The 25,332-nt window shown below is 65.8% G+C and carries 27 protein-coding genes; 9 read left to right on the forward strand and 18 right to left on the reverse strand.

The window, feature by feature from the left end; translation table 11 throughout:
* Nucleotides 1-81: 81 nt before the first annotated feature.
* From OW521_RS04595 to OW521_RS04640, 10 genes are all read right to left on the reverse strand, one after another.
* Complete coding sequence (locus OW521_RS04595) at nt 82-963, reverse strand: methyltransferase domain-containing protein (protein ID WP_268023346.1); 882 nt, start codon at nt 961-963, stop codon at nt 82-84.
* Complete coding sequence (locus OW521_RS04600) at nt 960-2,570, reverse strand: radical SAM protein (protein WP_268023348.1); 1,611 nt, start codon at nt 2,568-2,570, stop codon at nt 960-962. Before OW521_RS04600 ends, OW521_RS04595 begins: the two co-directional genes overlap by 4 nt.
* Nucleotides 2,567-3,070 carry a hypothetical protein gene (locus tag OW521_RS04605; RefSeq protein ID WP_268023349.1) on the reverse strand — a complete coding sequence of 168 codons (504 nt, stop codon included), beginning with the start codon at nt 3,068-3,070 and terminating at the stop codon, nt 2,567-2,569. The genes OW521_RS04600 and OW521_RS04605 overlap by 4 nt, the downstream gene beginning before the upstream one ends.
* A complete protein-coding gene (locus OW521_RS04610; RefSeq protein ID WP_268023350.1) occupies nt 3,067-3,408 on the reverse strand; it encodes a DUF427 domain-containing protein in 342 nt (113 codons plus the stop codon). Before OW521_RS04610 ends, OW521_RS04605 begins: the two co-directional genes overlap by 4 nt.
* The gene (locus OW521_RS04615; RefSeq protein ID WP_268023352.1) at nt 3,405-4,199 is read right to left on the reverse strand and encodes a Crp/Fnr family transcriptional regulator; all 795 of its coding nucleotides are present in this window, start codon (nt 4,197-4,199) and stop codon (nt 3,405-3,407) included. The genes OW521_RS04610 and OW521_RS04615 overlap by 4 nt, the downstream gene beginning before the upstream one ends.
* Nucleotides 4,196-4,654 (reverse strand): hypothetical protein, encoded by a 459-nt coding sequence (locus tag OW521_RS04620; RefSeq protein ID WP_268023354.1) that lies wholly within the window; start codon nt 4,652-4,654, stop codon nt 4,196-4,198. The genes OW521_RS04615 and OW521_RS04620 overlap by 4 nt, the downstream gene beginning before the upstream one ends.
* Before the next feature lie 279 nt (nt 4,655-4,933).
* Nucleotides 4,934-6,328 (reverse strand): permease, encoded by a 1,395-nt coding sequence (locus OW521_RS04625; RefSeq protein ID WP_268023356.1) that lies wholly within the window; start codon nt 6,326-6,328, stop codon nt 4,934-4,936.
* Nucleotides 6,325-6,630: a hypothetical protein gene (locus OW521_RS04630; RefSeq protein ID WP_268023358.1), complete on the reverse strand. Its 306-nt coding sequence runs from the start codon at nt 6,628-6,630 to the stop codon at nt 6,325-6,327. The genes OW521_RS04625 and OW521_RS04630 overlap by 4 nt, the downstream gene beginning before the upstream one ends.
* A 122-nt stretch (nt 6,631-6,752) precedes the next feature.
* Nucleotides 6,753-9,221, reverse strand: coding sequence for a heavy metal translocating P-type ATPase (locus OW521_RS04635; protein ID WP_268023360.1), 2,469 nt, complete (start codon nt 9,219-9,221; stop codon nt 6,753-6,755).
* Nucleotides 9,221-9,502 carry a heavy-metal-associated domain-containing protein gene (locus tag OW521_RS04640; protein WP_268023362.1) on the reverse strand — a complete coding sequence of 94 codons (282 nt, stop codon included), beginning with the start codon at nt 9,500-9,502 and terminating at the stop codon, nt 9,221-9,223. The genes OW521_RS04635 and OW521_RS04640 overlap by 1 nt, the downstream gene beginning before the upstream one ends.
* A gap of 132 nt (nt 9,503-9,634) precedes the next feature.
* Between OW521_RS04640 and OW521_RS04645 the strand changes: the two genes are divergently transcribed.
* From OW521_RS04645 to OW521_RS04675, 7 genes are all read left to right on the forward strand, one after another.
* The gene (locus tag OW521_RS04645) at nt 9,635-10,057 is read left to right on the forward strand and encodes a heavy metal-responsive transcriptional regulator (RefSeq protein ID WP_268023364.1); all 423 of its coding nucleotides are present in this window, start codon (nt 9,635-9,637) and stop codon (nt 10,055-10,057) included.
* A gap of 196 nt (nt 10,058-10,253) precedes the next feature.
* Nucleotides 10,254-10,625 (forward strand): DUF427 domain-containing protein, encoded by a 372-nt coding sequence (locus OW521_RS04650; protein ID WP_268023366.1) that lies wholly within the window; start codon nt 10,254-10,256, stop codon nt 10,623-10,625.
* Nucleotides 10,626-10,724: 99 nt separating this feature from the next.
* Entirely contained in the window at nt 10,725-12,080 is a 1,356-nt protein-coding gene (locus OW521_RS04655; RefSeq protein ID WP_268023368.1) for a dihydrolipoyl dehydrogenase family protein, read from the forward strand.
* Between the two features lie 52 nt (nt 12,081-12,132).
* A complete protein-coding gene (locus OW521_RS04660) occupies nt 12,133-12,285 on the forward strand; it encodes a hypothetical protein (protein WP_326494006.1) in 153 nt (50 codons plus the stop codon).
* Between the two features lie 166 nt (nt 12,286-12,451).
* Nucleotides 12,452-13,216 (forward strand): DUF427 domain-containing protein, encoded by a 765-nt coding sequence (locus OW521_RS04665; RefSeq protein ID WP_268023370.1) that lies wholly within the window; start codon nt 12,452-12,454, stop codon nt 13,214-13,216.
* Between the two features lie 268 nt (nt 13,217-13,484).
* Complete coding sequence (locus OW521_RS04670) at nt 13,485-14,327, forward strand: CDP-alcohol phosphatidyltransferase family protein (protein WP_268023372.1); 843 nt, start codon at nt 13,485-13,487, stop codon at nt 14,325-14,327.
* A gap of 135 nt (nt 14,328-14,462) precedes the next feature.
* Entirely contained in the window at nt 14,463-14,864 is a 402-nt protein-coding gene (locus OW521_RS04675) for a hypothetical protein (RefSeq protein ID WP_268023373.1), read from the forward strand.
* 97 nt (nt 14,865-14,961) lie between these two features.
* Here OW521_RS04675 and OW521_RS04680 read toward each other — a convergent pair whose 3' ends face one another.
* Nucleotides 14,962-15,633 carry a cation diffusion facilitator family transporter gene (locus tag OW521_RS04680; protein ID WP_268023374.1) on the reverse strand — a complete coding sequence of 224 codons (672 nt, stop codon included), beginning with the start codon at nt 15,631-15,633 and terminating at the stop codon, nt 14,962-14,964.
* Between the two features lie 242 nt (nt 15,634-15,875).
* Here OW521_RS04680 and OW521_RS04685 point away from each other — a divergent pair, with 242 nt between their 5' ends.
* A complete protein-coding gene (locus tag OW521_RS04685; protein WP_268023376.1) occupies nt 15,876-16,001 on the forward strand; it encodes a hypothetical protein in 126 nt (41 codons plus the stop codon).
* Between the two features lie 416 nt (nt 16,002-16,417).
* Here the strand turns inward: OW521_RS04685 and OW521_RS04690 are convergent, their stop codons facing one another.
* A complete protein-coding gene (locus OW521_RS04690; protein ID WP_268023378.1) occupies nt 16,418-17,788 on the reverse strand; it encodes a ParB/RepB/Spo0J family partition protein in 1,371 nt (456 codons plus the stop codon).
* A 615-nt stretch (nt 17,789-18,403) separates the two neighbouring features.
* On the opposite strand from OW521_RS04690, the gene OW521_RS04695 reads away from it, so the two are divergent.
* Nucleotides 18,404-19,699, forward strand: coding sequence for an IS110 family transposase (locus OW521_RS04695; RefSeq protein ID WP_268023380.1), 1,296 nt, complete (start codon nt 18,404-18,406; stop codon nt 19,697-19,699).
* Nucleotides 19,700-19,786: 87 nt separating this feature from the next.
* Here the strand turns inward: OW521_RS04695 and OW521_RS04700 are convergent, their stop codons facing one another.
* The 6 genes from OW521_RS04700 to OW521_RS04725 form a co-directional block, all read right to left on the reverse strand.
* Complete coding sequence (locus OW521_RS04700) at nt 19,787-20,557, reverse strand: hypothetical protein (RefSeq protein WP_268023382.1); 771 nt, start codon at nt 20,555-20,557, stop codon at nt 19,787-19,789.
* Between the two features lie 16 nt (nt 20,558-20,573).
* Nucleotides 20,574-21,383 (reverse strand): ABC transporter permease, encoded by an 810-nt coding sequence (locus tag OW521_RS04705; RefSeq protein ID WP_268023385.1) that lies wholly within the window; start codon nt 21,381-21,383, stop codon nt 20,574-20,576.
* Nucleotides 21,380-22,309, reverse strand: a complete 930-nt coding sequence (locus OW521_RS04710) for an ABC transporter ATP-binding protein (RefSeq protein WP_268023387.1) — start codon at nt 22,307-22,309, stop codon at nt 21,380-21,382. The genes OW521_RS04705 and OW521_RS04710 overlap by 4 nt, the downstream gene beginning before the upstream one ends.
* A 6-nt stretch (nt 22,310-22,315) precedes the next feature.
* Nucleotides 22,316-23,602, reverse strand: coding sequence for an ABC transporter permease (locus OW521_RS04715; protein WP_268023389.1), 1,287 nt, complete (start codon nt 23,600-23,602; stop codon nt 22,316-22,318).
* Nucleotides 23,599-24,297: an ABC transporter ATP-binding protein gene (locus OW521_RS04720; protein ID WP_268023391.1), complete on the reverse strand. Its 699-nt coding sequence runs from the start codon at nt 24,295-24,297 to the stop codon at nt 23,599-23,601. Before OW521_RS04720 ends, OW521_RS04715 begins: the two co-directional genes overlap by 4 nt.
* Nucleotides 24,298-24,402: 105 nt before the next feature.
* On the reverse strand, nt 24,403-24,915 hold the full coding sequence (locus OW521_RS04725) for a TetR/AcrR family transcriptional regulator (RefSeq protein WP_268023393.1): 513 nt from the start codon (nt 24,913-24,915) through the stop codon (nt 24,403-24,405).
* Between the last annotated feature and the right edge of the window lie 417 nt (nt 24,916-25,332).

Below are 25,332 nucleotides of genomic sequence, written 5' to 3' on the forward strand. Positions count from 1 at the left end.
CCTTCTGTTGGTTCATCGATGCTGTGGCTGGTTCACGGTGCGTTGGTCCCGGGCGGCAGGATGGTTCGGGGCCGGTTCTGCTCAAGACCGGATCCTGTCCGCTGCCAGTGTGGTCGGGTTGCCGGGGACTTCCGTGGACGTGCCGCACAGGGGTTTGCTGGCGGTGATCAGGGTGTAGCCGATGGCTCCGGCGTCCACTGCCCGGCGCACGGCCGCAAGGTAGGGGCGGATGGCGGCGGGGTCGGCGTTCGCTGCCTCCAGGAGGGTTGGGGCGGTCATGGCCAGCGCGTTGAGGCGGGCCTCGATCCGGTCCAGCATGCCGGCCAGGGCATGGTTGTGGTCTTCGATCCGCTCCACCACCAGCCCGGCGCCGGTGAGCAGCGCACCGTAGTCCGCGGTGCTGCGGGCATCGGCGATGCAGGCGATCCATGAGGTGAGCGTGCGCAGCTCCGGCGGAAGGACGCCCGTGACGGTGACGTCCGTGATGCCGGCCCGGCCCCCGGGTGCCAGGACACGTGCGAATTCGCGGGCGGCCTGTTCCTTGTCGGGGAAGGTGCAGAACGCGCATTCGCAGATCAGCGCATCGAACGTGCGGTCCGGGAAGGGGAGGTTTTCGGCGTCGGCGAGGGTGAACGACACGGACCCGCCCAGGCCGGCTTCGGCGGCCGCGCCGGTGGCCTGGTTGATTTGCCGGGCGCCGAGGTCCACACCGTGGACGGTGCACCCGTGTTCGGTGGCCAGGAGCAGCGCGCTGGCGCCCCGCCCGGAGGCCACATCAAGAACGACAGAGGATGCGGCCAGGTCCAGGGCCCGGGCGAGGCGGCGGGTGAGCCCGGCGCCGCCCGGATGATAACTTTCCCCCAGAAGCAGGGTGACCGCGTCTGCCCCGTAACCGGCCGCGCAGCAGGCCTTGACCACCTCGGCATTGACTTCCCGGGCATTTACGGGAATATCGGTGGTCATCGTCGCACCGCCGGCATACCCAGATTCGTCTGCCCGGTACCCGAGGTTTCCCCGCTGCTCAAGGCGGCCCCGGAGGGGCTGCCTGCGGCGGTTTTGGACCCGTAGACGGTGGGGGCGAGGAGGTTCTGGATGCCGGCGGCGTTGGGGGCGACGTCGGCGACCTGGACGCCGGACATCGCGGAGCGGACCTGTTCGCGGTAGCCGACGGAGTTGTAGGCGCAGAACGGGATGAGCCGGCCGTCGGGGGTGATTTCCTCCACGCAGCACTTCATGAGTTGTTTCACGTTCAGGGTGTAGGGGTCCTGGAAGTCCTGGATGACGATCATGAACGCCTTGTCGTTGAGGTCCTTGACCGCGGCCGGAAGGTCGATCCCGCAGCTGGCGCACTCCAGTTCCGCGGTCGCGGCGGCCAGGGACCGTGCGGTGGTCTCCGACCCCATCCCGGCCGAGGCGCTCCACAGGGTTTCGAGTGCGGCCCGGACCCGCGGGTCGGGCATGACCCGGTTGGTGACGTAGTCCAGGTAGTCGTCCAGGTCGATCAGCCGCGGGATGGGCACCACCGTGGTCCTGTCTTCTGTCTTGTCGACGAGCAGGTAGGTGATGGAGCGGCAGGTGGGGAAACAGCACGGGACGGGGAAGAAATCGTCCTTGACGAACCAGTCCGGGCACTGGCCGGTGAGGAATCCGATGACGTCGGGGTTGGTCAGCCGGGTCAGCGGGTCGAATTCGATGTGCCGGCCGGAGTGGGTGACGGGCTGGAACGCAACGGAGCGGACGGCGGGGTGCTCGATGCCGTACCGGACGATGTCGCCGACCTCGTGTTCGTTCAGGCCCCGTTCGATGGCCGCGACCAGGGTGACGGACAGGCCGGCGTCGGCGCAGTTGTCCAGGGCGCGGCGTTTGCGTTCACGCAGGTCCTTGCCGCGGATCTGCAGGTGGGTGCGTTCGTTGAACCCGTCGAATTGGAGGTAGATGTTCACGCTCTTGCCCGGGGTCCGGTTGCGTTCTCCCAGGGCCTGGACGAATTTGCGGTCGGTGGCCAGGCGGATGCCGTTGGTGTTCAGGTTCACCGTGTTGATGGGGCGTTGCTGGGCCAGATCGATGAAGTCAAGGATGTTCTTGTGGATCGTCGGTTCCCCGCCGGAGAACATCACCACTTCCGGTTCGCCCTCGGCCTCGACGAACACGTCGAGCATCCTGGCACACTGCTCGAGGGTGATGGAGTACCCGTCGGGCTGGTGGCCGGAATCGGCGAAGCAGATCGGGCAGTCGAGGTTGCAGTTGGTGTTGACCTCGATCACGCCCAGACAGGCGTGTTGCTTGTGGGCCGGGCAGAGCCCGCAGTCGGTGGGGCAGCCGTCCACGATTTCGGTCTGGGTGGTCAGGGGCAGGGTGCCGGGTTTGTTGTATTTGGCGGAGGCCAGGTAGGCGTCGGCGTCGCTGTAGACGAGGGCCTCGAACTCACCATGCTCCCGGCAGCGCTTGCGCAGGTACACCTTCGCGTCGCGGATGTTCACCTCTGCGTCCAGAACCACCTTGCACACCGGGCAGATGCTTTTGGTGTATTCGATGAAGACTTCATTGCGTGTGGTGCGTTCGATGCTCATGAGGCGAAGTGTCCTAACCAGGTCGTGAACCAGTAAAGGCAAACATAAGTGGCCACGCCGGTGAGGCCGGCCGCAGCGATGCGTTTCCACGCGCTTTTGACCCCTGCGACCGTGCAGGCTTTCCGGCGGTGCAGAACCCACCAGACCAGAGCACCGGTGACCGCGAGTCCGGCCAGCCGGAACGCCCAGTTCCAATGGTCGTAAAGGTCATTGGCCAGGGTGAAGGCGGTCGCGGCGCTGATCGCCCCGATCAGGGCCAGCACCGTGGGCCCGACGCAGCACAGGATCGCCGTCACACCCCCGGCCACACCGGCCCACCACCATCCCGGGCCACCGGACCCACTCTCGCGGCCGGGGCCGGGGCCAGTCCTGGTGCCGGTCTGCCCTTTCCGCCCATCGGCCTGCTTGGGGTCCGTTTGCTTGATGTGCCGTACCGGGGCCTCCTTCGACGCTGACTTTAGGTCGTTAATGCCGATGCCATCCGATTCGGTGCCGTTCATGCCGGGTCTTCGCGGATGAGGATCCCGGCGGCCGGGTCGAAGGCGACCATGTTCCTGATCTTCCGGGCCAGCGGGGACGGTGTGGGGTAGGCCCAGGCGGCGTTGCTGATCCGGTGCCCGTCCACCTGGACGTGGTAGTAGCGGGCGATGCCCTTCCAGTAGCACAGGGTCCGCACCCAGCTCTTTTCCAGGACGCTATCGTCCACTGTTTCGCGCGGGAAGTAGTGGTTTCCTTCCAGGAACACGGTTCTCTCCGCACGGGCCAAGACGGTCCCTGCGTAGCTTGCGGTGACCGTCGTGGCCGCGGGCCCGGCCGCGTTCGGGTGTGTCGTGCTCATTGGGTGCTCCGTGCCATGGTTCTGAGGGCCGCGGTGTTCTGGAGGCTGATCCGCCCCCGGCCCTGCCTGATGATGCCGCGGGCGGCCATTTCGGCGAGGATCCTGCTGGTAGCCTCCCGGGTGGCCCCGAGCAGCCCGGCGATCTGTTCATGGGTCAGCCGGATCTGTCGTCCGTGCCCGAAGCGTCCGGCCGGTGCGGTTTCGGCGAGGCTCAGGAGGGTCGAGGCGACCCGGGCCGCCAGCGGCCGCAGGGCCAGATCGGTGAGGCGTTCCTCGAGCCGGGCTACCTGTTCGCCGAGCAGGCGGGAAATCCTGATCGCGATCCGCGGGTCCGAGAGCAGGAAATGCTCCACATCGATCGAATCGAGCCGGCAGATCGCCGAGTCCTCGATCGCCTCGGCGTAGTTGTCATACATCCGCTGACCGAGCAGTGTCATCTCCCCGAACACGGCACCGGGTTCCAGGATGGCCATCGTCAGGGCCTTGCCATCCTCCGTGACACGGAACACCCGGACCCGGCCGCTCTTGAGGATGAACAGGGCGGTCACCGGCTGGGCCTGGCTGAACACGAGTTCCCCACGGCGGAACATCCGGGCCGGGGCCATCAGATCCATCGCCTGGATTTCAGCCTCGGTGAGGTCCGCGAACAAGTCCACCTCGTTCAGGCAACTGAACCCATCGGATAGGCCGAAAGCCGGGGAGAGCGGAGAAACGTCACGCTCCTGCGGGGACCAAGGGCGGCGGTCGCCGGTCAGCGCCGACGCCACATCCTCGCCGCAGTCTTCGTTCACGCCCGGACCTTCAGGATCCGCACCGCGACCACGGCCAGGAGCACGCCGTAGATCATGTGGCCCATCAGCGACAACATAACCGTCAGATTGAAGGTGAGCAACGGCATGCCCAGCATCATCGGCATGATCAGCAACGGTCCGATGATCCACAGAAGAACCCCATACACCAAGCCCGTCACCGTGGCCCGGCCGTAGGAGGCGAGGAAACGGCCGGCGAAGAACAGGGTCAGCACCAGACCGTAGGCGATGGAGATTACCAGGTGGATCCCCCAACCGACCCAAGGCGACTGGGAGCCGACCATGGACGCAATCATGCCCATCATTCCCATCATGGTCATGAGCATCCCGAACACGATGCCGCCGGCCAGACCACCGGCCACACCGGCGATGGCCCGCCGCCCAAGAGGAGTTGCAAGCACGTTCGGGCGGTGTGCTGCGCTTGATGAAGTGGACATCAGGTCCTGCCTTTCCTTGGAGAATACTGCCGACACCTGAAATCTAGGGCTCCCGCTGAAGCATGTTCTGTGCGCCAGCACACAGAACGACCGGAAAGAAACATCTTTCCCTAACCCTCCCGGTCGCGGTGGGACACCCGTACCGCACGAAATCCCGGACCTGAGTGAATATCCCGATCGGGTGCAACGGACCTCTGGACCGCTTCCGTCAGCGCAATCGTTCGTGAAAGCCTGCGGGTCGCTCACGAATGCGTCGCAGCAGCCGTGGGAGCAGAAGGACTACCTGGTTCCGTCATGGACATGCGCGGCGGCCGGACGGGCGGTATCCACCTCCATCCCGCACACCGGATCCACCGCCGTATCCTTGTCTGCACCCTTGCTCGCGCCGGCGGCTCCTGTTTCGGTGCCGGGCTGGTTGATGTAGTTCTCCGGGTCGTTGGTGAATTTTTCGTGGCAGCGGTCGGAGCAGAAGTAATAGGTGGCCCCGCCGTGGAGATGGGTGGCGGGGGCGTGGGCGCGTTCGACCTGCATCCCGCAGACGAGGTCCTTGGCGTATTTTTCCATCCCGCCGAAGCGTTCCCTGTTCCGGTACAGCCAGTACACGACAGCGGCCACGATCAGAGCGGCGATGTTCAGCCAGGTGGTGTAGTTCCACTCGAAGGAGGTGTGGGCGATCTCCACCGGCCGGGCCGGGGCGGGGATCCCCAGTGCACGGAAGAGCAGGTCCACGACCAGCCCGGAAACGCTCATCACGGCCCAGAACGAGAACAGGATCCGGACCGCGATCCGGCGGCCGTAAAACTTGCCGTAGATGATGACCAGCGGCAGGGCGATCAGGTCCGCGAACACGAACGCGACGGTGCCGCCGAAACCCAGGCCGCCCTTGAACAGGGCCGCGGCCAGGGGCACGTTCCCGATCGAGCAGACGAAGCTGATGAATGCCACGAACGGGCCCGCGATCACGTTCTCCAGATCCGTCCAGAACCCGTGGCCGGAGAAGAAGACCACGTCGTAGGCCGAGGCCGGGACTGCGACGGCGAGGATGCCCGCGACCAGGTAGCCGATGAGCAGTTCGCGGCGGAGCATGCTCAGATCCGAGACGGCGTACCCGGCCGCGTCGGCCCAGCCTGCCTTCGACCGCAACCGCTGCCACAGGTTTACTCCGTGACGTCCGGCCTCGTCGGATTCCCCGGAACGCCCCTTGACGGAAGCGCGGGCGTTCAACCGTTCCCTGGCCTGTTCGAGTTCGGCGGCGGGGAAGACCCGCGGGGCGATGAGTACGAATAAGGCGATCATGATCGCCCCGCCGACGAATTCGGCCAGGGCGAACTGCCAGCCGATCAGCAGCCACAGCACGATGCCCAGTTCAACCACGAGGTTGGTGGAGGCGATCATGAACACCATTGCTGTGGTGAAGTCCGCGCCGCGTTGGAACAGCGATTTCGCCAGCGCGGTCGCCGCGTACGAACAGCTCGACGAGGCGGCGCCGAGGAACCCGGTGCGCACCACAGTCCCGGCCCGGTGATCGCCCATGGCTTTCTGCATCTCGTGCCGGGACACAAACGCCTGGACCGCACCCGAGAGCGTGAACCCGAGGATCAGGGCCCACAGGGTCGCCCAGAACATGAAAAATGCCTCCAGGAGGCTTTGCCCCGCTGTCTGCAGCAGCATCATCCGCGCTTTCCTTTCCGGTCCTTGTTGCTCCGCCCGAGGCCTTCGGATTCGGCCGCAGCCCCGGAAACGGTCTGGGTTGCTTCAGTGCGGGTTCCGCTGGTTTTCCGGGCCCGTAAACGGGCCAGGGCGTGGCGGATTTCCCGGACCACGAACGCCGCCCGCCCGGCAGGTCCGGCATCACAGCCCGGGAGCCCCTCAACGATCGAACACCCCTCGCCGGCATTCCCGGCCTCAAAGGTGGAGTGCGGTGCCGGCGGGCCCGGAACGCTTGTCCCGTTCATCGTCCTTGTCTGCTTTGTCATGTTCCCTTCCCTCCGGACCTCTTCCGCCCCGCAGTCTTGGCTTTCCCCGCTGACCGGACGAACGCTTGCCGTGGCGGTCGGAATCGTCCACCCCATCCTAAAACCTTGCCCGGGGGTCAAAGTCAAGGGGTTTTTGGTTCTCGGCCCTTCCGTGGGCCTCCCCTTCGGGCTTTGACGCTGCGGATGGCGTCGAAGAGCAGGGCGGGCCGGGTGCCGATGGAGTTCAGGAAGATTGCCGTGACGGAGGCGGCCATCGCGATCATGGCCCAGACCGGGTAGACCAGGCCCGTTGCGGCCAACGGGACGCCGATGCCGTTGAAGAGGAAGGCCAGGGCCACGTTGGCCCGGGTGCGGCGGTAGGAGGAGTCGCTGATCCGGCGGGCTTCCATCACCCCGGCGACGTCTTCGCGCAGGAGGACGATGTCCGCGGATTCGACGGCGATGTCCGTGCCGGCTCCCGCGGCGATGCCGACGTCGGCCTGCATCAGGGCCGGTGCGTCGTTGATCCCGTCACCGACCATCGCGACCCGGGTACCTCCTGCCTGCAGTTCGCGCACGATCACGGCTTTGCCCTCGGGCCGTACCCCGGCGCGCACGTCGCTGATTCCGGTCTGTTCGGCTACGCGGCGGGCGGCTCGTTCGTTGTCCCCGGTGACCAGGACCGGTTCCAGGCCCGCGGCGCGCATCGAAGCAACTGCCGCGGCGGCGTCGGGACGGAGCCGGTCGGCCAGGGCGATCACCCCGACGGCACGCCCTTCCCGGGCAATGCCGATGACGGTGTTCCCTGCCGCTTCCCATTGATCGATCCGGTGCTCCAGGCCCGACACGTCTACGCCTTCACCGGTCAGGAAGGCCGGTGACCCGGCCAGGACCACGGCGCCGCCTATCACGGCCCGGACCCCGGAGCCGGTGACCGATTCGAACTCCGCGGCAGGGGCCGGTGTGATGCCCCTGTCCCGGGCAACGTTGACAATGGCGCGGCCCAGGGGGTGTTCGGAGTGCTGTTCGCCCGCCGCGGCCAGCGCGAGCAGATCATCGGCGGTGCCGGTGGCCGGTTCGACGGCGGTGACGACGGGTTTGCCTTCGGTGAGGGTCCCGGTCTTGTCCAGCACGATGGTGCGGACCTGGCGGAAGGTCTGGAACGCTTCCCCGGTGCGCATCACGATCCCGTTATCCGCGGCGGTCCCGGCGCCGCGGACGATCGCCAGCGGTGCGGCGATGCCCACCGCGCAGGGGTAACCCATGACCAGCACGCTCAGGGCCGCGAACACGGCCCGGCGCACATCCGGTTCCCCGGTCAGGGCCCAGCTGCCAGCCAGCCAACCCACCAAGGCAAGGGCGGAGATGGCCAGGATCGCCGGGGTGTAGACACGCAGGATCCTGTCGACTAGATGCAGGATCCCGGGCTTGAGGGCGCGGGCGTCCTCAACGTGGCGGATGACCTGGGCCAGGAACCCTTCGGCCCCCGTCGCGGTGACCTGAACCAACAGGGCCCCGGTGGCATTAATAGAACCGCCGACCACCTGATCTCCGGGACCGACGTCGGCCGGGACCGGTTCACCGGTAACCAGGGACACATCCACAGCTGAGACCCCGTCCCGCACCTGCCCGTCCAGCGGGATCCGTTCCCCGGGGCGGACCCGGACCAGGTCCCCGACGTGGACTTCTTCGACCGGGACCTCGGACTCGGTCCCGTCACCGGCGAGCAGGCGGGCCAGGTCCGGCTGGAGATCCAGCAGTTTGCGCACCGACTGACTCGACCGGGTCTTGACCAGCAGCGAGAGCCACTCGGAGAAGATGTGGTAATTCATGATCAGCACGGTCACCGCGAAAAACGCGGCGGTCGGGTAATCCGGCAACACACCGGTCAGACCGACCAGTCCGCCGGCGATCCCGGCGAACGCGCCGATCTCCAGCAGCACGTGCTGGTTCAGGATGCCCCGCCGCCCGGACTGGTAGGCCATCCGCAGGATGTGCGGGCCGATCACGAACACCGCGGAAGCCGCCAGCACCCCGGCGGCGAAGCTGATCACCGGCTCCGCCAGCACCCCTGTTGCCCGCAGGGCCAGGGCCGCGACCCCCGGGGCGGCGACGACGGCGGCGCCGGCCAGGGCCCGGCCCCTGCCCGAGGGGCGCAGCAGCGCGTAGGAGAGCGGGACCATCAGTGCCACGACCGTGGCCGGGACCAGGACCGAGAGCACACCGGTCACGGCCGCTATCAGCCCGATCGCGGTCAAGCTTGCTGCCACCGCGGCCAGCAGCCGGAGGCCTTCCCGGACCAGGGCTGCTTCCTCTTCCTCGAAGGGGCGCAGCTTGCGCGGGTCGTAGAGTTCGTACCCGATGTCGCGCAAGGTGCCCAGGATCTGTTCCGGGCCCACCAGCGCCGGGTCGTAGTCGACCAGAGCCTGCTCGTGGGTCAGGGACACCGCGACCGTGCCGACCCCCTCCATCCGGCCCAAAGCTTTCTCGATCGTTCCCGTGCACAGCGAGCAGTGCAGACCCGCGATCCGGGCCCGGATCCGCTCATGACCGGGCTCAGCGCCCGGCTCCGAAGCCCATAACTGTGGGCTGTCCTTCGTCGCGGTGCTCATCACAACTCCTCTCCGGGGCCCGTGTCCGTGCCGGTTTCCGCGTCCGTCACTGTGTAACCGGCCGCAGCGATCTTCGCCGCCAACGTCTCCGGTTCCACTCCCGGGCCGACGCGGACCCGGACCCGACCCGTGGTGTGATCGGCCGTGGCTTCCCGCACCCCCTCCACCCGGCGCAGCGTGTTGCCGATCCGGTGCTCGCACCCGGTGCACGACATGCCCTCCACCTGCAAAGTGATGACCGCCGGCCCCGGGTTCCATGTGCTCTCACTGTTGGTGCCCATGTCTGTCTCTCCTGTGCCACGAGGGCTTGTTCCCTGTCGTGCAACCATGCTAAAACCTTGACCGAGGGGTAAAGTCAAGGGGTAGCGAAACCTGGCCGGGAACCCGGTGGGCATGGGAGGAAACAATCGAAAATGAAGGTAGGAGAAGCGGCAGAAGCCGCCGGGGTAACCCCGAAAGCCGTAAGGCTCTGGGAATCAAAAGGTCTGCTGCCCCCGGCCGGAAGAACCGCCGCCGGATACAGGATCTTCACCGACGAAGACGTGCAGATCCTGCGGTTCATCCGCCAGGCCAAATCCCTGGACCTGACCCTGGACGAAATCGGTGACGTGCTCGACCTCCAGCGCGACGGCGCCGTGACCTGCGGCCGCGTCACCGCACTGCTCGATGCCCACATCGAACGCCTCGACCGGACCATGACCGAGCTGCGCCGGCTACGCACATCTCTGGACCGGGTCCGGCGCACCGCCAGGGAAGGACAGGCCCGCGGGGAAGAGGCAATGATCTGCCGCATCATCGAAAGCGTTCCCTTGCCCGAGCCGGCGACAGCCGGCTGACAGACATCCCCGGCGCCAACCCTCCGGCGGCGCCGACGCCCCGCAGCATGGGAGACAGGGCACCGTGGCGAGTCGCCCCCGGACCTCGGATGCGGGCCTCACCGCCGCGCCTCGGCCCTCGGTTCTGCAACGCAGATCACAGACCAGCCCCGGTCCGCAGGCTACGTTTGGCCCAACAGGATGAAGGAGGAACACGATGTCCGCCCCGCACAAGACCTATCAGGCGATCTGGAACGGCACTGTAGTCGCCGAATCGGACCGGACCGTCGAGATCGAAGGGAACCAGTACTTCCCACCCGGCTCGATCAACCCCGAGTACTTCCGCCCAAGCGGGCACACAAGCGTCTGCTTCTGGAAGGGGACCGCCAGCTACTACACGCTCGAGGTCGACGGCAGGACCAACCGCGACGCCGCCTGGTACTACCCGGCCCCGAGCCCGACGGCCCGCGAGATCAAAGACCACATCGCCTTCTGGAAAGGCGTGCGGGTTCTCGAGACTGGAAAGCCCGAACCCGCAAACGAGACACCGGTCAGGGGCCTCGTGGCCCGGATCCTCGGCCGAACCTGAGACCGGCCATGACCACCCCGGTCACTTCACGAGAAGCCCCAACCCGAAGACGGCACCCGGAGCGGCCCGTCCGCACAGCACAGGCGAGAGGAACTGAACATGGCAGAAAAAGCTGACGTCATCGTCATCGGCATGGGACCCGGAGGAGAGGCCGCCGCAGCGCAGCTGGCCCAAGCCGGGCTGTCAGTGGTCGGGATCGAGAAGAACCTGGTCGGCGGGGAATGTCCCTACTACGGCTGCATCCCGACGAAGATGATGGTCCGCGCCGCGGATACTCTCGCCGAAGCACGCCGGGTCGCATTCTTGGCCGGGACCGCCGACGTCACGGCGGACTTCGGCCCGGTCGCTGAGAGGATCCGGGATGAGGCCACCGACAACTGGGACGACACGGTCGCCGTCGAACGCTTCGAAAAGGCAGGTGGACGCTTCGTCCGCGGGACCGCCAGGATCGCCGGCCCCAAGACGGTCAGCGTGGACGGGCGCGAATTCGAAGCCAGCAGGGCGATCGTGGTCAACACCGGAACGGAACCGGCTCTCCCGCCGATCCCCGGTCTTGCCGGCGCTCCGTTCTGGACGAACCGTGACGCCGTCGCCGCCAAAGAGGCACCCGAATCGCTGATCGTCCTGGGCGGCGGCCCGATCGGGCTCGAACTGGCCCAGGCGTTCGCGCGGTTCGGCACCCGCGTCGAGGTCCTCGAAGCCCTCGACCGCCTCCTCCCCCTCGAGGAGCCCGAAACCAGCCATCTCGTCGAAGAAGTCCTCACCTCCGAAGGGATCGTAGTCCACACCGGAACCGCGGCCGAAACCGTCAGCCACGACGGGGCCCGGTTCACCGTCCAGGCCGGCGGATCCTTACTCACCGCCGAACGGCTGCTGGTCGCCACCGGCCGGCGCAGCGACCTCGCCGCGCTCGGGCTCGCCTCCATCGGCGTGGACACCAGCGCCCGCACCCTCGACACAGACCCGCAGCTGCGCATCGCCGAGGGCGTCTACGCGATCGGCGACATCACCGGGCACGGCGCCTTCACCCACATGTCCATGTACCAGGCCGGGATCGCCGCCCGCCACATCCTCGGCGACACTGCCGCCAAGGCCGAATACCATGCCGTGCCCCGGGTGACCTTCACTGACCCGGAAGTCGGATCGGTCGGGCTGACCGAGCAGCAGGCCCGGGAAGAGGGCATGACCGTCGCCACCGGGATCTCGCAGATACCCGACTCGGCCCGCGGCTGGATCCACAAGGCCGGCAACCACGGAATCATCAAGCTCGTCGCCGACACCGACCGGGGCATCCTCGTCGGCGCCACCTCAGCCGGCCCCAACGGCGGCGAGGTGCTCTCCATGCTCACCCTCGCCGTCCACGAACGCACATCCCTGAACCGGCTGCGGGAGATGATCTACGCCTACCCCACCTTCCACCGCGCCATCGAAGACGCCCTCCGAAAGCTGACATGAACAACGAACCCGAGCTCATCGCACAGCGGCACGAGAAGCGCGAGGACACCCCGTGAGCCCGCTCGCCATACCCGCGTACCTGCCCTCGCATACGGTCAACGCGATCAGAATCGGACCGCTGCCCATCCACTTCTACGCCCTGTGCATTCTCGCCGGCATCGGCGTGGCCATCTGGCTCGCGCCGTCGCGTTCACCCTCGCCATGAGGCGCGCCGGCCGGACACTCCCGATCCGCCCCTACAGTGCCGAAACGCCGGTGTTAGAAGACACAGGGTCCGTGTAGGGCGGCCCGGACCGCCGCCCCGACGCCGGTCCCCGCATCTCGGGATGCGCAGACAAAGTAACAAGCCTCGGAAAGGAAGGACTCAGACCATGTCGATTCGAATGGAAGACGAGATACGCAAGCTCCGGGAGCAGCTGCGCTACGAACCAACCGCCAAGAGGATCCGCGCGGAAGCGGCCGGCCGTACCCTCGTGGACTCCCAGCGCGCGGTGCTCGTCTGGGAAGCACACCACGTCATCCCCGTGTACGCGGTACCGGAGACTGACATCGCCGCCGAACTGATACCCGTCGAGGGCGCCGGTAAAGATTCGGGATCAGCATTCCGCCGCCACCCCGGCCAGGGGCAAGAGCTCACCCTCAGGGCCCACGGACTCGAGCTGCCCGTTGCGGCCTTCAGGCCGTCCGATCCGGACCTATCCAAGTACCTGCTGCTGGACTTCGCTTCCTTCGAAAGGTGGAGGGAGGACGAGCAGGTCGTCGAAGGCCACCCCCGCGACCCGTTCCACCGCGTCGACGCCCGGGCCAGCTCGCAGGGGATCCGGGTCGAGTTCGACGGGCAGGTGCTTGCCGAGAGCACCAGTCCGGTGTTGGTTTATGAGACCATGCTGCCCGTGCGCACCTACATCCCGCGCACCGACGTCGACTTCACGCTCCTGGAGCGCTCAGAACGCCAGAGCATCTGCCCCTACAAGGGCCGCGCCTCTTACTGGTCCGTCCGCGGCGCCGGCGCCCGAGGACGGAACGTGGCCTGGAGCTACGAGAACGCCCTGCCCGACGCCAGCCAGCTCAAGGACCTGATCGCCTTCTACGACGAGCGCACCGAAATCAACGTGGAAGGCAGCCCGCCGCAGTGACAGACCCCCCGCTGGACATCCTCGCGCGGCCCCGGCCCGTATCACGCGATCCCAGGCCGCAGAGCCATCTGCGCCTGGGTTGGCCGGTGCCAGCACAGGTAGCGGAACCACGGCCCCGCCGGACCCAACGGCCGATGATGTTCCGGTCCCAGACACCGCGGACAATGGAGAACATGGGGATCTGGATGCTCCAGCCAGCCGGCGGGAGGCCGTCGAGACGTGGCCGTCCCCGGAGGGAACCGGGACCGTCGGCCTCCCGGCCGGACCGATGACCTCGGCCGAAGCACCCCGGCCTGAAACCGACCTTCCAAGGCCAGCGACACCCGGCCGGTCCAGGCCGCCACGTGCCGCCGGAAGAGCACCGGGTCAAACGGCGGACCGCCTCTGCGTCGAATCCCGCAGCCGCTCCGCTACCGATGAACTCCTCCGGGGCCTGCGCGACGAGGGCTGGGGAATCACCGCATGGTCGCACTTCCTGGGCAGGGCAACGCTGCGCTCGATCCGACAGGCCATCCACCACGCGCCCGCACTCGCCGAGGCAACCGCCCTCCACGCGGGCCTCGCGGTCGCCGCACACCCACGCCATCGTCGCTGGGTGGCCGCAAGCTGGCTCCTGACAGTCACCCATCTGGGCATGCTCGAGAACCGCCGCACCCTCGGGCCCGCCAACGTCTTGACCCTCATACGCGCAAACCTCCCGGCGATGGAGGACCGCCTCGGGCCCTCGCTGCCGATGCTGGCACTCGCCACGGACTTCCTGGACGGGCGGATCTCCCGGGCCACAGGCACCGAAACCCCGTTCGGGCGCTACGCAGACTTCCTGGCCGACGCTGCCCTGTGGAACTGGTACGCCGCCCGGCACGAGCCCAGCCGATGGCTGCGGATCGCGGGCCTTGCCGCGTGGGTGCTCCCGATCGCCGCAGTGGCCACGTCCAGCTTTGCCGGCGCCAGGATGAAGGACGTCCCGCGTTCACCATGGATCCGGCCCGCCGCAGCTCTGGAGATCTTACTCGGAGCACGGGCCCTCCAGAGGACCATCCGATCACGGCAGACAGGGCGGCTCGACATCTCTCGCAAGGGAATCGGTATCCGCCCGATCCGGGCCAAGTAACCGGCAAGGCGGGTGCGTGGACAGAAGGCTCTTTTTGCCGCGACAAGTCGATCGCCGGCAGGGATCAACACGCTGAACTTGACAGGGAAGGTCAAGGGTGCGTCCCAACCATACGCGGGTGGCAAGAGGCAGTGGTTGAAGGTGAAGACCCGCCAGTCTGTGGACGTCGTGTGCGCTGCGGTCATCGGCCCGCGCACAAAACCGACCGCCGCGGTGGTTGGTCTTCCGGTTGGTGGGCGGCTGCGGATTGTCGGCCGCTCCACTCCCCTGGCCGCGCATGCCGCCAGATCCCTTGCCATGCATTTGCGGGCACCTCGCGGGGATCATCCGTGGCCGGAAGAGATCACCGAGACGATGTTGGACAGGTTCAGCAGGGAACGGGGCACGGTGCGTCTGACGTTGGTGGAGCCGGTTGTCGTGGAAGTTTCTGCGGACGTGGCTTGGTCTGGCCGCTCGTTCCGCCATCCGGTGCGCCTGCTGCGGGTTCGGCCGGAGTTGAATCCGGACGAGATTTCGTCACCCGTTGATGCCCAATGAATTCCGGGAGAGTTGAGAACAAGCTGGGGCCGCGAACGGGAGCCACAGCGAGATGTCCGCGGCTCGGGTCAATGTCGGGACGTCTCAGACGCTCCAACTAGTCGTCGTCGAAGTCGACGTCCTTACCGCGAAGGGCGGCGATGGCTTTGAGGATCAACCGGATCGCGGCGATCATGATCACCGCTGAGACGACGAGTGCCAGGACCGGATCGAGCCAGTAGAGGCCCTGAGTGAGCAGGATGACGACACCGGCGATGACGATCGCCGCAGCGATCGCGGCATCCGCCAGGGCATCGAGGAGCACCGAGCGCATGTGGAGGTCCTCATCGGCCGAGGACATGCCCAAGACGAACGCGCCGGCGAGCATCACGATTAGAGTGATCAGGCTGACGATCACGACCGGGAGCCCAGCCACCGGCGGGGAGCCCTCCTGCAGCCGGGAGACTGCCTCGAATACCACCGAGACGGTGACCCCGAGAAGCAAGGTGCCGTTGATGAGCGCGGCAATCGCAATCGGGCGATGAGAATGCGGATGGTCCGGGTCGCGGTCACGTAACGTGATCGCGACTAGTCCCAGAATCAGGCCGAGACAGTCCGCGATGGTGTCCCCGGCGGCGGCGAGCACACTCACGGAGTTCGCCGCGATCCCGACGATCACCAACCCGGCAATGAGCGCAATGTTGAAGCAGAGGACGATGAGCACTCGTCGTCGCTGGCTCCACCTGGACTTCTTCGACGGTTGCTTGACGGCCAAGGGCTCAGTACTCACCCACAGATTGTTTCACGGCTGCGTGGCACGAAAGACCTTGGCGGCGCGCCCGGGTTCCGACGGCGCGCGGGGTCTTTTCTGTGGATGGCCGGGCGCTGGTTGTCCACAGCCCGCAGCCGGACGGCCCGGGTGGTTGTGGGTATCGGGTGCACAACGCATCCGGGCTCCGACGGGGGCCGGTTTGCTGTCGTTCCTGGCTTCTAGGATGGTTTCCCCACTGGGCGAAGGGGGGAAGGGGAAGCATGGAGGATGGACGGCGGCCGCGGGCCAGTGCCTGGCAGATCGCCGGCGTCTGGATCTCGGCTGCGGCGTTGCTGTTGACGGCGGCAAGGATGGGTCTGGATCTGTGGCAGATGGCAGGGCGTTGACCACGGGGGTTCTGTTAAGTAACCAGGGGCCGGCATGTGCCGGCCCCTGGGGTTTTTCCCTCTGCAAAAGGAAATCTATGGGTTCAGCATAGCTGAACGGGTTGTTTCGTCCCCTGGCGACGGTGCGGGTCCGGGTTCGGTAGTGCCACCGGCCGGATTCCTGATGGCCCTTTCGTGTGGGCGTTGGCCGGGTCTGGAACCCAGCCTGAATGCTGTCTCTGACATTGAGGTGGCGCGCGGCACCTTGGGGGCCGCTTGGTGGTGGCGTTGAACGGCGGGCCGCCGCTGGTGACCAGCTGCGGTTGGTTCGCCCTGGTGGCGGAGGCCCGCCCCGACATTTCACGGTTCCCGGGCTGCGGGTGGTGAGTGGCCGGGGGCCGTGCCGGGCGGTGGGGGTTCCGCCCGGCACGGCGGTGTTATTCCGTTGTTTCCTCTCCGGTTTCGGTGGTGGTGTGCTTGTCGAGGATGATCTGTTCGACCTCGGCGGGGGGTGTATCTTCCCATGCCACGAGCTGGCCGAGGTAGTCGGCGTGCCGTTCGCTGGCCGAGCGCCACGAGTCCTTGACGATCGTCTTCTCGTATCCGGCGCAGACGAGCGCGATCAGGGAGATCTCGGGCCGTGCCTTGCTTCCGGCGACGTGGTCCCGGAGCGGGTTCCACGCCCAGCGGTCGCTGTCTTCGAACTTGGCTCCGATCATTTCGGCGGCCACCTTGCCGTCGTAGCCGCTGGCTACTTCGGGGTGGTGGGTGATCGCGTGGACGGTGAAGTACTGCCATCCCTTCGGCGCGGTCTTGCGGGACAGCAGGGTCTTGACCCAGTCGCGGCGCACGGTCAACAGGACCGATTCCATGGCCTTGTTGTTGGCGATCAGGGTTTTCCGTTCGGCCTTCTGCTCGTCGGTCATCGGGCCTTTCGGGGCCGGAGTGCCGCCGTCGTAGCGTTCGTATTTCGGGGTGAATCCCTGTTCCTTCCAGCCGGTGATGACGGGCTTCGCATTGTGCTGGCCCCGGTAGTCGGTGCTGATCAGGTAGGCGTTGGCGTCCTCCTCGGTGGCCGGTTCTCCATCTGCCCGGTTTGCCGCCGAGATGTACAGGTTCTCTTCGTCTGCGTAGTTCCCCGCGTCCTCCACGATTCTCTTGCCTTGGGCTTCCAGTTCCGCGATCAGCGCCGCGAGGGCGGCGGCCCGCTCGCGCTCGTCACGCAACTGCTGGGCTACGTGGAACAGCTGCTCGGGTTTGTCCATGATGACCGATTCCAACTCGGCGATGGCTTCCTCGTCCGACTCAAACTCGGCGAGGATCAACGCTTCCTCGATGGTGCATCCCTTGCCCAGGGCGGTGGCTCCGGCCTCGGATGCTTTGGCCTTGAGCGCTCCCTCGACGGTGGTCTTGGTGCGTCCGGTTTTCTTGGCGATCTGGGCGGCGGACACGCCGATGAGGGAGAGCTGGTGGTAGGCGTCGGCCTCGTCCGCTTCGGTCAGCTCGGCGCGCTGGATGTTCTCGACCACTTGCGTGAGGATGCGGTCGGCCTCTTCGGGTGACTCGATGATCATGACCGGGATGCTGTCCAATCCGGCTTCGACGGCGGCGCGGGTGCGGCGCTGTCCCATCAGGACGTGCACGGTGCCGTCGTCCTTGCGGTGGGCGATCACTGGTTCCATCACACCGTGTTCCTTGATGCTGGCGATGAAGTCAGCGGTCAGGGCGGCGTCCTTGCGGACGTTGGTGTCCACGGTCAGGGTTGAGGGGTCGAGCATTTCCAGTACGGGTGTCTGGGTTGCGTTCATGGTTTTGGTGTCCTTTGCAGAGGATGTCGGTGAGGGAGCGGCGTGACCCGGCCAGCTACTTGTCTTTCCTCCCCCGACGCTTCTATGTCTGTCAAGCGGCTGGAAACGGGTGCGGGCAGAGTTGTTTTGCCGGTGGGTGGGGCGGCCTTGGTGACCGGCCAGTTTCCCCTCTCCCCCCGTTGTTTTGGCTGCTGGCGAAGCTTGCGAGCTGTGGCCGACGGAGGCCTGTCTACCCGCAGGGCAAGGGGCGGGAAATTCCCGGAGGAAATCAGCGACGAAGGAGCGCCGCAGGGACATTTCCTGAACCGCAGGCCCCGACGAAGGAGGGGCTAGACGGGCCGGAGCGGACACGTACAATCCGACAGGACAGCAGCCAAAACGGTAATACTGGAACAGTCCTTGAGCCGGCGTGACCCAGCCAAAAACTGACGTGCCGGGCGGCACTGTCTTTCCGACGATCTGTCCGCCGGCTCAAGGTCAGTTAAAAGGGGTGTCGAGCCAGGCGGACATGACCTCATAGGAGCCTGATACGACCAGTCCCATTACCGTTTTGTCTGCCCACCTGGCCCGCACCGATCAATCAGCATTCGACGCGACTGAGGGGCAATTTCCATCTTGGCAAGCGAACCAACAAAAGTCATTGCGGGTATCGATACCCACGCCGACACACACCACGTGGCCGTGATCAACGAGCACGGCAAACCCCTCGCGGACAAGGAATTCCTGGCCGTGGGATCCGGATACCGGAAAATCATCGACTTCATCACCTCCTACGGCACCGTCATTGCCGTCGGGGTCGAAGGAACCGGTTCCTACGGCGCCGAGATCGCCCGAACCCTGCGGGGTGAAGGGCTCACTGTGCTGGAGGTAAACCGCCCGAACCGGTCCGCCCGCAGACTAAACGGAAAGTCCGACCCGCTCGATGCCTACCAGGCCGCCAAATCGGTGCTCGAGGGGCGGGCAAAGGCGATCCCGAAGGCCAAAGACGGACCCGTTGAATGCCTGCGGATCGTACGTTCCGGGCGCGCCTCAGCGATCAAGGCCCGGACCGCGGCCATCAACCAGATCAAGGCGCTCCTCGTTTCGGCACCGGACAAGATCCGGGCGAAATACCGGGCGATGGCCACCGCCGCGCTGATTACTGCCCTGCAGCGCACAAGACCTTCAGGGCACCTGGCTGACCCCGAGTACGTGACCCTGATGACGCTCAAGGCGTTGGCAGCACGCTGCCAGGCACTGGGAACAGAAATTGAAGCTGCTGACGCGGCACTCAAGGAAATCCTCGATAGCTATGCTCCGATGCTTTGCGATCTCCCGGGAGTCGGGACCGAAGTAGCCAGCCAGCTGTTGATCACCGTCGGGGACAACCCGGACCGGATGGGCAACGAAGCCCAGTTCGCCTCCCTTGTCGGGGTCGCCCCCGTACCGGCGTCATCCGGCAAAACAACCCGTCACCGGCTAAGTAGAGGCGGCGACCGCAACGCCAATAACGCTTTGCACCAGGTGGTGCTGGTCCGCATGCGATCGTGCCAGCGGACCAAGGATTACGTCGTCAAACGGACGACCGGGGGTAAGAGCAAACGCGAAATCATGCGCTGCCTCAAACGCTACGCAGCCCGGGAAATCTACCGCCAGATCACCAACCCCTGGCCCGCACCAGACAACTCCGACCTCCGCCGCATTCGGACCGAGCTCGGCCTGACCATCGCGACCGTAGCCGGCGAACTCGGCCAATGGGTATCCATCCTTTCGCGTCTGGAACGCGGACACATCCGTAATGATGACCTCGCGAGAACCTACCGCCAATGGTTGACAGGCCAGCGTAAAAGAGGGGGTATCGAGCCGGTCTTTACGCCACCTGGGGGCGTAAGCTTAGCGTCCGTCGATCAGGCGGGCCGCCGTCTTCCATGATGAGCAGGGAACGCAGAGCCACCTCAGAAGCCCTTACCTGTTCCGCCGCCGTGCCCCGCGGACATGCTTCCTGTCTTCTCCTCTGTTCTAACGGCGTTTGACGATCACGGCGACCGCCGTCCCGATGCTCACGGCGACCGCAAGGACTCCGGGTCCTGTTACGGGCTGACCAGGCCACCCTGCCCACGGTGCGGCGTTGGGGAGAAGCACCACCGCAGCGATCGCGGCCGGCACGAGCACCGCTACGTTGACAGCCAGCCGCATCCGGCGTCTCGGTGGCTCGGATGCGGGCGCGTTCTCTTGCTTCTGCCGGCGGATGCGCTGGTGCCAGTCCTGGGCTATCAGTGCCGGGACACGGCGTACGTAGGCAACGACATGCACTGCGAGAGTGGCGAGCCAGACCAAGAAGCTGACAATGTGCATCCGCATCAGTATGTCGGGGGCAGGTCCGGTGATTGCCAAGGCGATACCAGTGCCGATCAGCGTGAGCGTGGAGGCAACGAGCAATGGAGCTATCATGCGCAGCAACGGCCGGGGCGGGCCCTTGCGGCGGTATGCGGGATCCCTGGTGTAGTAGCGAATGAATCGCCAGCCGGTGCTTGCGGTCTTGGCCACGACCGGACCTGCCAGGAGCACGCCGACGAAGAAGTGCGCCACCATCAGGCTGCCCAGCGTCGGAACGGTGGCGACCTCGGCCACCGACAACACCAACACCACAGCCCCTGCCAGGGCGGTCAGGCGCTCGTTGCCGGCGACGCCAGTGGGCTCAACTCCCACCCCGTGTTTGTCCGCCCCGAACTGGCAGAGCTGTCCATCCTGGCTCACATCCGGGTTCTGTTCAGGTTGCTGTGCGGACATCCCCCGCTCCCTCCTGTCAGGCCTTGACATCCTGGCGTGGGAACACAGAGGCGCTGGCCAGGACGAAGCCGACAATCCACAGGAGGGCGGCGGCGAGGGCCGCTGGATAACCTTGGGGTGGCGTCGGACCCACCAGGGGCACGGCCGCCCCCACGATGGTGTTGAACACCCGGCCGGGGAACCACTGGGTCACCTGTGGCAAAACCACCGCGATGATCCCTTCGACGACCAGCATGTACGCCAATGCGATCCCGACGGCGGCCGCGACCGAACGAGTGAGCACTGCGATGACCATGCCCAGGGCGCAGACCCCGATGAGGCACAGCACCTCGTTGCCGACAAACGCGAGGAAGACGCGTATTCCCTCCGCTGAGGTCCAGGGGGTCGTCTGGATGCCTTGTCCTTGGGCAAGGATGAGGATGAACGTGCCGCTGATGAGCAGGGTGAGCAGCATCGAGAGCAGCACGAAGAGAACCAGCGCCAGCATTTTGCCTGCCAGCCACCGCAGGCGGCGCGGCTCGCGCACGAGCAGGTTGCGCAGTGTCCCCTGTGACCATTCCGCGGCGAGATTGGCGGTCACCATCACCAGCGCGATGGCAATGATCACAGAGCGGGCCTGACCGATGATGGAGACCAATCCTTGCGGGGTATCGAATGCCGCGATGAGGCCCGTCATTTCTTTGCCGGTGGCTCCGGAGGCGATCTGGTGGAAGGTCAAGTACGCGATGAAGGTACTCAACGCCAGCATTACCACGGCCCCGGCCAGGACGCTCCTGCGCCGAAGTTTGAGCACTTCGCTGAGGAAAGCGCGTATCACTGAAATCACGAGCGGTCTCCTTTCACCAAAGCAAGGAACAATTTTTCGAGGCTGGCTTCTTTTACCCGGATTATCAAGTCCGGGACGCCGGCTTCCTTGGCGCGCCGGCCCAAAGTCTCGGCAAACCGGGCGGGACAGGCGATGCGAAGGGCGTGATCCTCCCGTGTGACCGCATAGCCGGCCTCGGCCACGATCCTGGCCACCACATCCAACTGCACCGCGTCGTCAGCTTCGACCATCACGTCGACCCGATGGGCCAGCAGCTCGCGGGCCGGGCCACAAAACAGGACCTTCCCCTGATTGAGCAGGATCAACCAGTCCGCGACCTGTTCCAGCTCTCCGAGCAGGTGGCTGCTAAGCAGGATGGTCTTCCCCTGCGCGGCCAGGCGGCGCAGCAGCTCACGCATCTCGATGATGCCCAGGGGATCGAGGCCATTGGCTGGTTCGTCGAGAATGAGCAGCTCCGGATCCGGCAACAGTGCCATCGCCAACCCAAGACGCTGTTTCATGCCCAGCGAATAGGTTCCGACCCGATCACGCGCCCGATCGGAAAAGCCCACCACCTCCAGCACGTCGCTCACGCGGGAACCGGGAAGGCCACCAAGCCGGGCGAGCACCTCCAGATTGGTTCGCCCGGAGAGGCCTGGATAGAACGCGGGCGCCTCGGTGAGCGCTCCGATGCGCGGCAGGTAGCGTTCGGGCCCGGTGAGGGGGTGGCCCAGAATCGTGGCACTGCCCGCGTTGGGTCGTACCAGTCCCAGGAGCAGGCGGATGGTGGTCGTCTTGCCTGCTCCGTTGGGACCGATAAAACCCGCGATGGATCCGACAGGCACACGGATAGACAGGTCATCGACTGCGGCATGCGCACCAAAATGCTTGCTCAGGCCGTGGGTTTCAATGGCGAAACCCCTTGCGGGATCAGAGGAAAGGGCCATGGCTGCCTACTCGTAGCGCAGCGAATCGATGGGGTTTTGGCGTGCCGCCCGCCACGCCGGCCATGTTCCTGCGATGAAAGCGATGGCCATGACGAGGAGGACGACGGCGGCGACCGGGCCTGGTGCAAAGGCCAGGATGTGGAGGCCGGCGAGGTCACTGAGCGGGCCGCGGGCGAGGGCGCCGCTGACTGCTGTGCCCAGGCCGATGGCTGCGGCTGAACCGATCAGGCTTCCGAGCAACCCGATGAACGCCGCTTCAGTGCTGAAGAGCGCGAACACGGAACCGCTGCCCATGCCCATGGCTTTCATGAGGCCGATCTCCCGGGTGCGTTCTTGGACGGACATGAGCAGCGTGTTGACGATGCCGAATCCTGCGGCCAGGAGGGCGATGACGGCGAAGGCGTCCAGGACCCCAATGATTCCATTGATCACGGTCTTGACGGTGCCGATCCGGTCATCGAGGGTCTGGGCGGTGTAACCGGCCGCGGAAAGGTTGGATTTCATTTCGTTCACCTGGGCCGGTGACGAAGGGGCGAAGGTCGCCGTTGCGTTCGTCCATGCGCTGGTAGCCGTGGAGGGGGCGCCGCTGGCCTGTGCCTGCGTCAGGGCGGTGGAGAGTGATTTGTTCACCGCTATCCCTGAGCTGCTGAGCAGGCTGTCTTGCTCAACGCCGGTGACGTGGCCGGCCACTGTATGCATAGCGCCGGTTGCGTCGGTGATGCCGATGGTCACGTCCTGGCCGATCGCCTGGTTGTTGTCGGCGAAACCGAGCGGGCCGATGTAGCCGATGGGCAGGAGCAGCTGGGCTTGGCTGCTGGCCTCGTCCAGGCTGGTGCCGGAGGCGAGCTGGGGCTGGGCGCCGGCGAGGGTGCTGACGGAGAGCTGGTATTCGTCGTGACTGCTCCACTGGATGTAGTCCGGGTTGATCCGGGTGACGGGGGCGACGCCCGTGATCCCGGAAATCGCGCCGATTTTATCCAGGTCGTTCTGGTCCATGGTGAGCTGTGAGGAACCGGGCCTGCCACCGGCGGCCACACGCTTGATGGTCGGATCGTATTTCTTGGGTCCGCTACCCGGGTTGCTGCTGGTATCGGTTTTGCTGACCGTGAAGGCGTTGCCTGGTCCGGCGGCCGCGAGCTGGGAATCGATATAGTTCGAGATTCCTGTGCCCAGCCCGTTGGTGATGGTCAGGGTGAATGCGCCGACGAAGATCGCCAGGACGGTCAGGGTAGTGCGCAGTTTGCTGCGGAAGCTGTTCACGATGGCGGTGTTCAATATCTCGAGCGGTTTCATGCCGCGTGCTCCTCGTCGGTGGTGATCAGCAGGCCGTCCCGGATGTACAGGCGGCGCTGGAAACGCTCCGCCAGGTCATGGTCGTGCGTCACGACGATCAGGGTGATGCCGTGGTTCTGGTTCAAGTCGAACAGGATGTCTTCCACAATCCGCCCCGTGGCGGTGTCGAGGTTTCCTGTGGGTTCGTCCGCGAAAAGGACCTGGGGCTTGTTCACCAAGGCGCGGGCAATCACCACCCGCTGCTTCTGTCCGCCGGAAAGATTCGCGGCCTTGTTCCGTGCCTTGTCCGCCAATTGGAGCTGCTCCAGGACTTCCATGCCCCGGCGGCGCCGTTCCCTGGCGCTCACCCCTGCAATTTTCAGGGGCAGCACCACGTTTTCGAGCACGCTCGCGGCTGGGTTGAGGAAGAACTGCTGGAAGACGAATCCGAACATCGCGTTGCGCAGCCCGTTGAGTTTGCGCCCGTTCAGGCTCCGGGCCTCCGTGCCGTCCACCGTGATCGTGCCGCCCCCGGGGGTGTCCAGAAGGGCGAGAAGGTGCATGAGCGTGGATTTGCCCGATCCGCTTTTGCCGACGATCGCCACGGATTCGCCGTGATGGATGTCCAAGGAGACACCTTTGAGGGCGTCGAAGCGGTCAGGTCCTCGTCCGTAGGTCTTCGTCAGCTCGCGTGCAGTGAGAATAGGTACGGGCATGCGGGTTCCAATCGGTAGGTCGTGTTGGTTGTGGCGCAGAGATTAGACGGAGGCCGGCCGCCCCAGCCAAGCGGAGGACGCTGAATAAACCAGAACGGAGATACTTCACCCGCTATCTCCCGACAGCGGCTGGTCGCCGGAAGAATCAGACCCCGAGTCCGGCGTGTAGAACTGGGCGACGATCCGCTCGAAGAAATCTCCCCCCGGAACCGCGTTGTCCTCGAACCGCTGGAACTGCAACAAAGCCAACGGCAGCATCGCCAGCAGGTCCACGTCGGTGCTGGTGGGCAGTTCGCCCCGATCCACGGCACGCTGAATGAGGCGCCGCAGGGACACTGTGAGCTCCCCGGAGACCTTTGCCCGCCACGCCTTGCGCAGGTCGGGATTGCTGGCAATTTCCCCGCTGAGGGCCGACACCGCCCGGCTCGCCGCGCCCCGGCTGCGGACCAGATCCTCGAGGAATCTTCGCATGTCGGCAGGGAGCGAGCCATGGTCCGGCAGTTCCGGTACCGGACTGGCGCGGAACCCGATCGCATCAGCGACCAGGGCTGTCTTGTTCGGCCAACGAAGATACACGCTGGCTTTGCTCACTCCGGCACGGGCCGCAACCAGCTCCATCGTCAGGCGCGCGAACCCGGCTTCCCCAACAGCTCTGCCGCTGCGGCAAGAACCGCAGCATCCACCCTGCCCTCTCGTGGGCGCCCCCGCAGCTTCCGGCCGGCGGTAACAGTGTCCCGGCCTTCCGGTCGCGACCCTTCGCGCTCCTCCAAAATGTGTTCCGTTCAAATCGCCAAGACCGCTTTTACTGAACGTTCTCGTTCAGTAAAAAGGAACATAGCATGCCAAACTGAAGAGCAGACTCAGGGACGGCGGCGTACCTCTCGACGAGATCCGGCACTCCCTTCGAATGCGTTCCCTTAGGCAACACGCGTGACCTCAAAAAACTGACGGATGCAGGCCCCAATACGAGTGAGAACCCCCCGCAATAAACCAGTTTGACGACTATAGGAGCATCGTCGTAGACAAGACAGGGCC

Origin of the sequence: Arthrobacter sp. MMS18-M83 (genome assembly GCF_026683955.1) — a bacterium.
In the GTDB taxonomy this organism is placed as follows: Bacteria; Actinomycetota; Actinomycetes; order Actinomycetales; family Micrococcaceae; genus Arthrobacter.